At 50.1% G+C, this 13,088-nt stretch carries 10 protein-coding genes; 9 read left to right on the top strand and 1 reads right to left on the bottom strand.

What is annotated here, in order from left to right; all coding sequences use genetic code 11:
* Nucleotides 1-10 precede the first annotated feature (10 nt).
* The 7 genes from sppA (at nt 11) to EPD17_RS13890 (ending at nt 8,022) form a co-directional block, all read left to right on the top strand.
* Nucleotides 11-1,765 (top strand): signal peptide peptidase SppA, encoded by a 1,755-nt coding sequence (gene sppA, locus EPD17_RS13920; protein ID WP_132055138.1) that lies wholly within the window; start codon nt 11-13, stop codon nt 1,763-1,765.
* Between the two features lie 392 nt (nt 1,766-2,157).
* Entirely contained in the window at nt 2,158-3,258 is a 1,101-nt protein-coding gene (locus EPD17_RS13915) for an ABC transporter permease (RefSeq protein ID WP_132055136.1), read from the top strand.
* Nucleotides 3,259-3,289: 31 nt separating this feature from the next.
* Nucleotides 3,290-3,757 carry a hypothetical protein gene (locus EPD17_RS13910; RefSeq protein ID WP_132055134.1) on the top strand — a complete coding sequence of 156 codons (468 nt, stop codon included), beginning with the start codon at nt 3,290-3,292 and terminating at the stop codon, nt 3,755-3,757.
* Nucleotides 3,758-3,936: 179 nt separating this feature from the next.
* Nucleotides 3,937-4,503 carry an RNA polymerase sigma factor gene (locus EPD17_RS13905; RefSeq protein ID WP_114233731.1) on the top strand — a complete coding sequence of 189 codons (567 nt, stop codon included), beginning with the start codon at nt 3,937-3,939 and terminating at the stop codon, nt 4,501-4,503.
* Nucleotides 4,484-5,911 (top strand): hypothetical protein, encoded by a 1,428-nt coding sequence (locus EPD17_RS13900; protein WP_132055132.1) that lies wholly within the window; start codon nt 4,484-4,486, stop codon nt 5,909-5,911. The genes EPD17_RS13905 and EPD17_RS13900 overlap by 20 nt, the downstream gene beginning before the upstream one ends.
* 261 nt (nt 5,912-6,172) lie before the next feature.
* Entirely contained in the window at nt 6,173-7,447 is a 1,275-nt protein-coding gene (locus EPD17_RS13895; protein WP_132055130.1) for an LVIVD repeat-containing protein, read from the top strand.
* Nucleotides 7,448-7,452: 5 nt separating this feature from the next.
* On the top strand, nt 7,453-8,022 hold the full coding sequence (locus EPD17_RS13890; RefSeq protein WP_132055128.1) for a hypothetical protein: 570 nt from the start codon (nt 7,453-7,455) through the stop codon (nt 8,020-8,022).
* A 26-nt stretch (nt 8,023-8,048) separates the two neighbouring features.
* Here the strand turns inward: EPD17_RS13890 and queG are convergent, their stop codons facing one another.
* The gene (queG, locus tag EPD17_RS13885; RefSeq protein ID WP_132055126.1) at nt 8,049-8,996 is read right to left on the bottom strand and encodes a tRNA epoxyqueuosine(34) reductase QueG; all 948 of its coding nucleotides are present in this window, start codon (nt 8,994-8,996) and stop codon (nt 8,049-8,051) included.
* A 152-nt stretch (nt 8,997-9,148) separates the two neighbouring features.
* Here queG and EPD17_RS13880 point away from each other — a divergent pair, with 152 nt between their 5' ends.
* Nucleotides 9,149-11,152 (top strand): transglutaminase domain-containing protein, encoded by a 2,004-nt coding sequence (locus EPD17_RS13880; RefSeq protein ID WP_132055124.1) that lies wholly within the window; start codon nt 9,149-9,151, stop codon nt 11,150-11,152.
* Between the two features lie 5 nt (nt 11,153-11,157).
* Nucleotides 11,158-13,071: a DUF3857 domain-containing transglutaminase family protein gene (locus tag EPD17_RS13875; protein WP_132055122.1), complete on the top strand. Its 1,914-nt coding sequence runs from the start codon at nt 11,158-11,160 to the stop codon at nt 13,069-13,071.
* The last annotated feature ends 17 nt before the right edge of the window (nt 13,072-13,088 follow it).

Genomic DNA, 13,088 nt, shown 5'->3' with positions numbered 1-13,088 from the left:
AATTTGCCGCATGACCCAGTTTTTCAAAATATTTTTCGCTTCCTTGTTGGCACTGATCGTGTTCGGTTTCCTGGCAGTGTTTATACTTTTTGGTGTGGCAGGTTCCATGGCTTCGAAGGCCAAACCGGAGGTTGCAGAAAAATCGGTACTGGTGCTTGATCTCGGCGAAGCATTTCCCGAACAAAAACAACCTGGCGATCCCATTACGGCGCTGGCTTCCGATAAACCTTCGCTGCCCGGTTTGTACGACGTGGTGCGGCTGCTGGAGTCGGCACGCAACGATAAAAAAATTTCCGGTGTTTACATCAAAGCCGATGGCAATGCCAATTCGTTTGCATCGAGCAACGAATTGCGCCAGGCGCTGCTGCAATTCAAAACATCGGGCAAACCCATTATTGCCTATGGCGATGTGATGTCGCAGGGTGCCTATTTTGTGGCCAGCACGGCCAACAAAATTTTCCTGAATCCTGTTGGACAAATGGATTGGTCGGGGTATAACGTGGACCTGGTTTTTTTTAAAAACATGCTCGACCGCCTGGAAATTCAGCCGCAGATTTTTTATGCTGGTAAATTTAAAAGCGCCACCGAGCCGTTCCGCACTACGCAAATGACGCCAGAGAACCGCGAACAAACGGTGGAATGGCTGGGCGACTTGTACCAGTTTTTTTTAAATGCCACGGCAAAAGACCGCAAAATAGATACGGCCAAACTGCACCAGCTGGCGCAAACGGCGGCCATTCAAAAGCCTGAAGATGCTGTTGCTGCCGGTTTGATCGATGGCCTGAAATACGACGACGAAATAAAGGCACTTTGGAAAAGCAATTTGAAACTGGGCGAAAACGACAAGATCAATTTTCTTTCCATCAACACTTATGCGGAGGCCGCCGATTACAAACGTTCGGGTAAAGACCGCATTGCCGTGGTATTTGCATCGGGCAATATTGTAGATAGCGAAGGCAGTGATGGCGATATTGGCGGCGATAAATTCCAGGGACTGTTGCGCCGATTGCGTATGGATCGTTCGGTAAAGGCAATTGTGCTGCGTGTAAACTCCGGTGGCGGCAGTGCATTGGCCAGCGAAAAAATTTGGCGCGAACTGTCGCTTACAAAAGGCCGCAAACCTGTAGTGGTGAGCTTTGGCGATGTGGCTGCTTCGGGCGGCTATTATATAGGCTGCGGCGCCGATTCGATTTTTGCCCACCCCAATACCATCACGGGTTCCATTGGCGTCTTTACGCTGGTGCCCAATATGGAAGGGTTTTTTAAAAGCAAGCTGGGCGTAACCTTCGATGGTGTAAAAACAGCTAATCATGCAGGTGGTGGCAGCGTGGTGCGGCCGCTGACGGAAATGGAGCAAAAAATGTTTCAGTCCAGCGTGGACCGTATTTATGCGCAGTTTAAAGACCGTGTAGCTAAAGGCCGCAAAAAAGACCTGGCTTATATCGACAGCATTGCGCAAGGCCGTGTGTGGAGCGGCGCCGATGCATTGCGCCTGGGCCTTGTTGACCGCATGGGCAACCTGCAGGATGCCATTGACTGTGCAGCGCGGCTGGCCAAAACAACCAACTACCGCCTGCGCGAATATCCCGAACAGGAAAACTGGCTCAATCAATTGTTGAAAAAAGAAACCGGGACAGAACCCGTGGCCCGCATCCGCGAACAGATTGGTGCGGAAAACTTTTCTGTGCTGCAGCAAATGATTTCCATCCGCCAGATGTGCGATGTGCCGCAGACAAGGCTGCCGTTTACTTTTGTAACACGATAAGCGTAGGAATTTAGAATTATTGATGATGAATTATTGATTATTGGGCGGAGGCAATTTGGTTTGGAGATAAGAATTAAATAGCATTGAATAGTCGTCGTTTTGATGGGCGCAGTCTAAATAAGGTAGTTGTTATCAATCTAAGGTTTGGGCTACGCCCAAAAACATTGCTCGATAAATTTTGCTACAAACAGGAGTGGGCTCTGCCCACTTTTTTATTGCATGGGTTATTGTTTATTAAAAAATTCAATCATGAGTAATAAGAAAACTCAATAATCAATAATTCATAATTAATAATCCATCATTCCTTCGAGCATTAGCACAGCCCTCTGTCCGGTATTCCATCTTTGTTCGTCTGTTCGATATTCGTTTCCTTTGCTCCGCAATTACACTTGATGTCACAACAATATAGCCAGTGGTGCGCCATGCTGGCCATAACCCGGGCCAGCATGCGGGCTATTTTCCGCAGCCCGTCATCGGTGGGTTTCAGCATTTTTTTTCCGCTGGTGCTCATCCTGGTTTTTGGCTTTATCGGCGGCGGCGGTGGCCCTACATATCGCATTTACTTAAGTCCCCAGAGCGACACAGCCAACGAAGTGGTGGCAGCTTTGCGGGCTTCCAAGTCCATTCGCTTTGCTAAATATGCCGACACTGCAGAACTGCAATCGGACCTGGTAAAAGGACGCATTACCGGCATTGTGGATGTGCAGCGCAGCGGCGACAGCAGCCATCCTTACAACGTGCAGTTCAGGAGCACCACAGCCAGCGGCGATAAGACTGCCACGTTTTTACCTTTCCTGGAAAATACGCTTTCAAAAATCGACAGGGCCCGTTTTGCCAACCGGCCGACATATGCCCAGCTCCATACGCAGATAGATACTGTTCGCGAATACCGAACCATCGATTTTATCCTGCCCGGTCAGTTGGGTTTTTCGCTGCTCAGTGCCGGCGTGTTTGGCGTGGCGTTTTTGTTTTACAGCCTGCGCCAGCAACTGGTGCTCAAGCGTTTTTACGCTACACCCATCCGCCGCACTTATATCGTCTTGGGCGAAGGTTTGGCGCGGGTTATTTTTCAAATGACAACAGCCATCATCATCATCGGCATTGGCTACTTCGCTTTTAATTTTACATTGATAAATGGGTGGATTACCTTTTTGGAAATTATGGTGTTGTGCTTTCTGGCGCTGCTGGTGTTTATGGCTTTTGGGTTCATTGTCAGCAGCCTGGCAAAATCCGAGAACTTAATTCCACCCTTGGCCAACATCGTTACGCTGCCGCAGTTTTTGCTGGCCGGTACTTTTTTCTCCATTGATGTTTTTCCAAAATGGCTGCAACCCATTTCTATGTCGCTGCCGCTAACGCATTTCAACGATGCCATGCGCCGCATTGCATTTGAAGGTGCACACCTTACCGATTGCGGCCTGCAACTGGCTGTGCTGGCGGGCTGGGGCGTGGTGGCGTATGCCGTGGCGGTTAAAGTGTTTCGCTGGGAGTAGCCTCATTTATCCAAAACCGTTTTACCCTGTTATGCGCATTATAAAACTGGCCGTTATTTCATTTGTGTTCTTTTTTGGGTTGCTGTTTCTGATGTCGCTACTGGTACCTTCAAGGGTGCGCATTTCCAAAGCCATCAACCTGGCACCTACCGATAGCACGGTGTTGAACCTGGTGCGCAAACAGGCGGAGTGGAAGCGGTGGCATCCTGCATTTACGGCGGATAGTGCACCGAACCAGCAACTGACCAAAGTGACCGATACCGATACACTCGTGGCGTTCGACATCACTGGCCGCGGACCCTACCCGGTGCGCAACTCCTGGGAGGTACACCGCTTTGGCGCCCAAGATTCGCTGACGTTGCAATGGTATATGGACTTCCGACTTTCTTACCTGCCGTGGCACAAATTCAGTTCCTTGTTTTATGAAGGCACTTATGGCCAGATGATGGAAATGGGATTGAACAACATCAAAAAAGTGTCAACCGAAGACCTGCGTTGAGTTTCTATTTTTTTCAAAAAGCATTTACGCCAATCATCCATTTTGCGGGCACCGTGCAAGCCATCGGCGGCTATTTTGCGGCGGGCAAAAAAGAAGCCCAATCCGGCCGGAAAAAATATTTGTTGCCGCTTGCAACGGTAATCCTCCGGCTATTGTCAGCACTATAACCAAACCCAAACATGGACGATCAAAAGCTGGTGCAACTTTGCCTTGCCGGGCGGCCCGATGCCCAAAAGGGGCTGTATGAGCGCTTTGCTGCGCCCATGCTGGGGGTTTGCTACCGCTATACCAAGTCGATGGCCGATGCGGAAGATGTGTTACAGGAAGGTTTTGTAAAAGTATTTCGCAACCTCAAACAGTTTCGCGGCGATGGTGAACTGGGCGGATGGATCCGGCGCATCATGGTGACTACAGCGATCAATTACCTGAAAAAAAACATACGCTACCAAACCGATTTGGTGTTTGAATCGGAGCACCTGCACCCGGTAAGCACCGATAACCCGGACGTAACGCTGGGCGCTAAGGAACTGGCGGGTTTGCTGCGGCAATTGCCCGCCGGCTACCAAACCATCTTTAACCTGCACGCGGTGGAGGGTTATACGCATGTGGAGATCGGGCAGATGCTGGGCATTCATGAAGGCACTTCGCGGTCGCAATATGCCCGTGCCCGTGCCCTGCTCATTCAATGGATCAAAATCAGAAACAAGGACCCTAAAACCGATGTCTATGCACAATCAGGACTTTGAGCAATCGGTGCAGCAAAAGATGGAGGAACTTTCCTTTACGCCATCGGCATCCGTGTGGGAAAAGGTAAGGGCTGATATCCGTCCGCAAAGGCGGCGCAGGGTTGCCTTTTGGCTGGTACCGCTGGCCGTTGTGATTGGTGCCGGTAGCTGGTGGTTGCTGCAGGAGGGTAGTGGGCATGATGTTGCAATAAACGCTGATAAAGTTCCCGCTGCAAACACCACGACAGGTATTAATAATAACATTGGAATTACCGACGATAAAACAGAAAATAAAATTAGCAGCAATGTAAACGCAGGGGATGTTGCTGGTAAATCAGAAAATGTTTTAGTAAATAAAAACACGACGCGACAAACTGCCCGTCCCATTCAGCAAAACAGTGAGACCGCTGCAAACAGTTCGATAGCATCAAAAGATTTTAATCAAAAAAATACAAACACTACCAGCGGAACAGGCAATGAAAGCACAGTAGCCGCACAAGCGCAAAAGGCGTCGAGAACAACAAACTATTCCAGGCAAATTTTTGACCCGACTGTTGCAACGCAAAAAGCGGACACTGCAGCTGTAGAAGAGCCCAGGGTAGTTGCCTCCATTCCATTATTACAACCGGACCGCAACCAAAACGAACTGACTGTAAACGGCAGCATACAAAAAAACGCGTTGCTGCGCCAGGAGGCGAAAGCTGTTGCTGCCCGCGGTGCCTGGCAGTGGGGAGCCGCGGTACATTACGGTGTTGCCAATATAAACCGGGGCAATATGGTGTTGCAATCCACCTCGGCCGACTTTTCCAATGTAAGCCCGTGGCCTTCGCAAAACGGCAGCAGTGCACCGTTGCGTGGCCCCAACCTTCAGCTGGAGCGGGGCAATTATTTCAGCGCAGGCATTACCCTGCGGCGGGCGTTGGGTAGTGGCTTCGCGTTTGGTACCGGCCTGCAATATGAGCGATTCACGCAGCGCCAAATGGTGGGCGAATCGGTAAGCCGGCTAAGCCTGCCCAGCAACGCCAACGCCGACGCATTGCGAAGCGAAGCCCTGTACCGCGATGGTGCGAAGAAGAGCTATTTTCATAACAAAGTAGAACAGGTTTCCGTACCGCTGATGGCTTATGTGCAGCCCATGCGGCGTGTGCCACTGGAGCTGGCCGCTGGTGTGCATGTGGGTTACGTAGTAGGCGCAAAAGGCCTTCAATACGATACCGCCGCCCGTTTGTATTACGCTGCTAAGCCGCCGTTAAATACCTGGCATGTGGCCGGTGTGGCCAGCGTGCAATACAAGATCATGGAAAAGGGCGGGTGGCAATTGTTGGGTAGCCCGCAGGTGCAATACGGGCTTAACCGCCGCAACAAATTAGGCAGCGAACCGCAACGCCAGCTGGCGTACAGCGTAGGCTTACAACTGCGTAGGAGATAAGGATTAAATGGTTATTGCAACGCAGCATTGCACAGGTCTACATTTTAAGTTTCTGCATAGAAATTATTACGCGGCGCTGCCCAATCTTCATCTGAATTTTTTGTACCAAAATGCATTTGCTGCATCATTCCTGCATCCCCATCCAATAAAAATAGATTCGAGAAAACTCAAATACTAACTGCCAATTAGATCGTTGCATATTTAAAAAAATAGGTGCAACGGCCTGCGCAAACCCCGTGTCAACAATACAAAACCTGCTTTATGCACACACAACGAACTAGCTTGCTCACCGCAATCATGCTGCTGCTGTTTGCCACAACTTTCACCGGCTGCCTGAAAGATGAATGCAGCAATACCTACACCATATACCGGCCTATTTATAAAAGCCTTGCGTCCGTTCGCAGCGACATGAAATGGGAGGCCGCCCGCAACATCGAACAGCCGGGAAAGATTTACCTGTATGGCAAGTATCTCCTGCTCAATGATGTGGGCAAAGGCATTCATGTGTTTGACAACAGCGTGCCGGCGGCCCCTAAAAAAATGGGCTTTCTCCGCATTGGCGGCAACGTGGATATGGCCATTCGCAACAATGTTTTATACGCCGATTCATATGCTGACTTGACAGTAATTCCAGTATCTGACTGGGCCAGCGCAAAGCCGGTAGCATTTCAAGACAAAGTTTTTGCCGACCGCAATAATTACTGGCGCGATGCCAACAATGCCAGCGAAGTACAGGTAATTGTGGGGTATGAAAAAAAGGATACCATCGTCGATTGTGAAACGGTGAACACTTGGAACAATTGTCCCAATTGTGCCTTTGCCGATGCCAGCGGCCGGCCCATTTTTTCCAATGTTAATGCCAGTGCCGGCGGAGGTACCGGAACGGGCGGATCGATGGCACGTTTCACCCTTGTAGATCATTACCTGTACACCGTTACTACCAATACCCTTTCCACGTTCGATATAGCTAGTGCGCTGAATCCGCAAAAGGTAGACGATCGCATTTTAGGCGCAAACATTGAAACCATTTACCCTTTTGGCGGCAAATTATTCATCGGTTCCATGACTGGCATGTTCCTGTTCGATCTGGCCAACCCGGCCGCACCTGCGCCACTGGGTACCTTTAGCCATGCACGGCGCTGCGATCCAGTTGTAACCGATGGCCGCTATGCGTATGTCACGCTACGTGGCGGCGATGCCTGCGGTGGCAACTCCAACCAGTTGGACGTGGTGGATGTTACCAATGTGCAATCGCCCAGGCTGCTCAAAACCTACCCGCTCTCCGGTCCGTACGGTTTGTCCAAAGATGGCAACCTGTTGTTTATTTGCGATGGCAATGCCGGGATGAAAGTATATGATTGCTCCGACCCAACGAACATGAAGCTGCTGCAAACCATCGCGAACCTGGGTACTACGTACGATGTGATTGCACAAAACGGCGTGGCGCTGGTTACCACCAAAAACGGCCTGTACCAGTTTGATTATGTCAATTTCACCGAGGTAAAGCAACTTTCTAAAATTGCACTCACCAACTAACGGCCATGCACAAGTGTTTTATATTGTTGTTGGTGTTTGCATCGCTTCATGCCGCTGCGCAGGATAGCCTGCAGGCAAAAAATAGAGCCGCTTATTTTTCCATCAACCAGGCCATTCATTACGAGGGCTCATCGGGTTCTGCATTTGGCGTGCAAACAATTCATGGCGTTAGCTACAGAGGCTGGGCATTGGGTGCCGGCGTTGGTATTGATGGCTATAGGGTACGTAGTGTGCCCGTTTTGCTGCATCTTTCGCGGGCATTGCCAATCAGGCGCATCCCGGTATTTGTGTATGCCGAGGGTGGGCCAAATTTCTTTTGGGACCGCAAAGAAGAAGGCTGGTTTTGGGGCAACAAGGAAAGGGACAAAGGCTATCACTGGGACGCCGGTCTTCAGTACCGGGCGCCATTGCGCAACAAAACCTTCCTGGTTTTTGGCGCAGGATTTTCCGAAAAAATTTACAGCGAAACTTTTACATCGCCGGTTTGGTGCGGCACGCCAGATTGCCCAACAATGACAAACCGTTTTGATTATAAGTTTAGACGACTGGCGCTGAAAGCAGGCTTTGGCTTTTAGGTAAAATTGATAATCGGATTGTCTGGTTAAACTTGTTGGTTGGCACCTTCAGCCAAAAACCGCACATTTCGTTGCAGCCCTTTGAGCTTGGCCCGGCTCAGGGGGCTTTTTTTAAATATCTTCCGAAACGCTTCTTCACTCAATGCTTCCCAGTCGCGGGTGGAAAAATTGAGCACTTCCGGGATGGGCGTAAACTGCAGTTCGTGGTGTGGTTTGCTAAACCGGTTCCAAGGGCACACATCCTGGCAGGTATCACAGCCGAAGGCCCAGTTTTGAAAACGGCCTTTTTGCTCATCGGGTATGATGGCGTCTTTCAACTCGATGGTAAAATAAGAAATGCACTTGCTGCCGTTGATCGTTTTATCGGGCCCGATGGCCTCCGTAGGGCAGGCGTCGATACAGCGCCGGCAGGATCCGCAATAATCACGGGCAAACGGGTCATCATACTCCAGCTCCACATCCACAATCAGCGTGGCAATAAAGAAAAATGAGCCGCTTTCCTTAGTAATGAGGTTGCCGTTACGACCAATCCAACCCAGCCCGCTGCGCTGCGCCCAGGCACGCTCCAGCACCGGCGCCGAATCCACAAAGCCGCGGCCTTCAAACTGCCCGATGGCTGTTTGCATTTCCGCCATCATGCTTTTCAACGCGTCTTTGATCACCCAATGGTAATCGGTGCCCCAGGCATATTTCGAAATGCGGGCATCCGTTGCGGGCGGCTGTTGTGCCGGGAAATAATTTTTGAGCAGCGTAATTACCGAACGTGCCCCCGGCACCAGTTTGGTGGGGTCGATGCGCAGGTCGAAATAATTTTCCATGTACTGCATACTGCCGTGCATGCCGCCGTGCAGCCAGCGCTCCAGCCGGCGGGCATCTTCGTCGAGCTGTTGGGCCCGCGCAATGCCGCATTGCTCAAAGCCATACCTGCAGGCCAGGTCTTTAATAAAGGTGGTATATTTTGCTGCAGCACTCATGGCGCTGCAAAATTGGGGTTTAAATCCGAGCTTAAGTGTTAATCATCGGAGCCCATTTTACCTTTAAAAAGGGCTGCCGGGAAGAAATTATTGCTGAGGTTATTTTGATTTTTAAGAAAAAGTCGGAAATTTAGGCGCAAACTAACTGCGTTATGATCCGTATTTTTCTACCCATTTTGCTATTGGCAAGTGTATTTGCCTATGGCCAAAAAGTGCCCGAGCCAAACACAAAGTTTGGCAAAATTACCCCCGAAGAGCTACAGGTTAAAGTGTACAGCATCGACAGCAGCGCCCCTGCGGTGGTCCTGTTTGATGTAGGCAACACCCAGATCGTAGGCAACGATAAAGGCTGGCTGTCGATGCAATTCAAGCACCGCAAGCGCATACATGTGCTCAACAAAAACGGCTATGACTACGCCGAAGTGACCATCCCGCTGTATAAGGACGGCAACGATGAAACCAAGCTTGACAACCTGAAAGCCGTAACCTACAACCTCGAAGGCGGCAAGCTGGTGGAAACCAAGCTGGAAAAGTCGGGTATTTTTAAAGAGCAGATCGACAAAAACCGCAGCCGCGTAAAATTTACTTTCCCCGCGGTGAAAGAAGGTTCGGTGGTGGAGTTTGAGTACACCATTATTTCCGATTTCTATTTTACGCTGATGCCGTGGGAGTTCCAGGGTAGCATTCCACGCCTGTGGAGCGAATACAAATTTGAGCTGCCGCAGTTCATGGATTACATCTTCCTGGCACAGGGCTATTTTCCTTTTCATATAAAAGATCAAAAGAACCGACGTCAGAGTTTTTACATCCGCGAAACCAATGCTGCCCAACGCACTGAAACCTACACCATCGATGCGAACGTGGCGGACAACCGCTGGGTGATGAAAGATGTGCCTGTGTTGCGCCGCGAAGAATTTACTTCAACCCTCGACAACCATATTGCCAAGATCGAGTTCCAGTTGGCCGGTTACCGCGACCCGCTGACGCCGCGCCGCATCATGAATGATTGGCCCGCCGCTGCCAAAAGCCTGATCGAGCGGGAAGATTTTGGCAGGCTGTACCTCGCCAACAATGGCTGGCTTAACGACGATGTAAAAGCTGCCATCAACGGCGCCAACGACCCGGTGCAAAAAGCAAAAAACATTTACACGTATGTACGTGACCGTTTTACCTGCACCGATCATTCTTCGCTCATTCCTGACCAAAGCCTTAAGACTACAGTTAAAAACAATAAGGGCTCTGTTTCCGAAATCAACCTGCTGCTGGTAGCGATGCTTCGTTCGGCTGGTTTCAATGCAGATCCGGTGGTGCTCAGCACCCGCGACAATGGCTATGCACACAGCATTTACCCGTTGATGAACCGACTGAATTACGTTGTGTGCCAGGCGTATATCGACACCAACCTGGTGTACCTCGATGCCAGTTATAAAATGCTGGGTTTTGGTAAAATGATGTACGACTGTTACAACGGCACGGCCCGCACCATCAATGAGTTTGCACCGCATGTTGAGTTCCTGCCCGAATCGCTGATGGAACAAAAAGTAACGCATGCCACCATCTTCAATGTGGATGGGAAATGGCAGGGCAATGTAAAACAGGTGCCTGGTTATTACGAGTCGTTTCAGTTGCGCAACAAAGTGCAGTCGGAAGGTATGGACGGCGTAAAAAAAGACGTGCAAAAAGTATTTGCTTCCAATGCGCTGCTTACTTCATTCCAGATCGACTCATTGAAGGAACTGGAAAAGCCACTGGCCATTCAATACCAAATGGATATGCAGACCAACGGTGAAGACATTTTGTACATCAATCCGTTGCTGGGCGAAAAAGTTGGCGACAACCCGTTCAAGTCGGCTGAGCGGAATTACCCCGTAGAGATGCCATACACGTTCAATGAAACATTTTTTGCCACCATACAAATACCCGACGGCTACGAGCTGGACGAAATGCCCAAAGGCATGCGCATGAAGATGAACGAGGAAGGCGACGGCCAGTTTGAATACCTGATTTCCCGCTCAGGCGGCACCATATCCATGCGGGTGACCATGGACATGAAACGTACTTTTTTTGTTCCGGAAGAATACGAAATGCTCCGCGAGTTCTTCAACCGCGTGGTTAGCAAACAATCGGAACAACTGGTATTTAAAAAGAAAAAATAAGAGCTATGCGCCTATTCATTTGGATGGCATTGATGCTGGTGAGTGCCAGCCTTTTTGCCGCCGATAAAAAATACCCGGTGAGTGAAATACCACTGGAACTGCTGAAAAATGCACATGCGGTAAAGCGCATGGAAAACATCCGCATTGAGCTGGTAAGCAGCAATAAAACTGTTGTAAGAAGAACTTATGCGATCACGGTGCTGGATAGGGATGGGGCCGGCTTTGCAGCGCTGGAAGAACCGTATGATAAACTAAAATCGGTTCGATCCATCGACGGCTGGCTGTATGATGCAGCGGGCAACGAGTTGCGGAAACTGAAAACAAAAGAGATCGAAGACCGCAGCGCTATTTCCAACATCAGTATTTATGAAGACAGCCGGGTGAAGCGCCATAGTTTTGGTGCACCCGCTTATCCATACACCGTTGTATACGACGTGGAAGTGCAGTACAACCATAGCTTTTACCTAGAGTCGTGGTACCCACAGGAAGCCGAGAATGTATCGGTGATGGATAGCCGTTTTTCGGTGGTAACTCCTGCAGCTTACAACCTGCGTTTTAAAGCAGTGAATTATAGCGGCGCGCCGCAAGTTACAACAGAAGGCAGCAAGCAAGTGCGTACCTGGCAGGTAAAAAACCTGAAGCCCATTGTGCGACCTTTTGCTGCACCGTTGTGGCAGGAGATGGCAACCATTGTTTACCTGGCGCCTTCCGAATTTCAAATTGAAGGATTCAATGGCGTAATGAGCAGCTGGCAGGATTTAGGCGCATTTCATGCACAATTGAACAAAGGCCGCGATATGCTGCCGCCCAACATCCAGGCAGAAGTAGTGCGCATTACTACCGGTTTAAAAACAGACCGGGAAAAGGCGGAAGCGCTCTACAAATATTTGCAGCAAAACACAAGGTATATTTCCATTCAACTGGGCATTGGCGGCTGGCAGCCATTTGAAGCATCATTTGTGGCGCAAAAAGGTTACGGCGATTGCAAAGCCCTGAGCAATTACATGTATAGCCTGCTGAAAGCTGCAGGCATCAAATCGCACTATGCCATCATCCGTGCGGGCAACAGCAAAGAGGCCCGGAATATTTTGGAAGATTTTCCAATGAAGCAGTCGAACCACGTTATTCTTTGTGTGCCGCTGCAGCGGGATTCGCTGTGGCTCGAATGTACCAGCCAAACGGAATCTGCAGGATATCTTGGATCGTTCACCGGCAACCGCAAGGCGCTGCTGGTTGACGAAGCCGGCGGACGCCTGGTAAATACGCCACGGTATGGCCTAGCCGAAAATTTACAGTTAAGAACCATCACCGGTAAACTGGATGGTGAAACCGGCAACCTGCAGGCAACGGTGGTAACGCAATTTGCTGCCATCCAGCAGGACGAAAAGCAGCAAGTACTGGAGCAAACGACCAAGGAAGAATTAAAGAAATCGCTGAACGAAGACCTTGGGCTGGCTACTTACGATGTCGTTAATTTTAGCTACGAGCAAAAGCGGGGCGCCTTGCCGCACATCGTAGAGCGCCTGGACCTGGCAGTGAACCGTTATGCAACAGTAAGCGGCAAAAGATTGTTCATTCTGCCCAACCTGCTCAACAAAGCAGGTAGCCCGTACATCGCGGAGCCGGAGCGCAAGTTTGACTTCTTTTTCGACCTTTCTTACCGCGATGTGGATTCGGTGGCCATTGAGCTGCCCGAAGGTTATACTTTGGAGGCACTGCCTGCGCCGGTGTCGCTGAAAACAGACTTCGGGTTATTTAAAAGCGAAGTAAAACTCACGGGCAATAAACTGTTGTACCGCAGGGAACGTGAACAGTACGCCGGCCGGTACAAGCCCGAAAAGTCAGCCGACATTGCGCAGTTTTATGCCGCCATGCACAAAGCCGACAATGCACGGGTAGTGTTCGTGAAAAAGGAGTGAGGCACCTGAAAAAAGAT

Source organism: Pseudocnuella soli, assembly GCF_004347775.1.
Taxonomy (GTDB): Bacteria; Bacteroidota; Bacteroidia; order Chitinophagales; family Chitinophagaceae; genus Flavisolibacter; species Flavisolibacter aquaticus.
The sequence above is the reverse complement of the archived record's forward strand: the minus strand, read 5'-3'. Positions and strand labels throughout refer to the sequence as shown.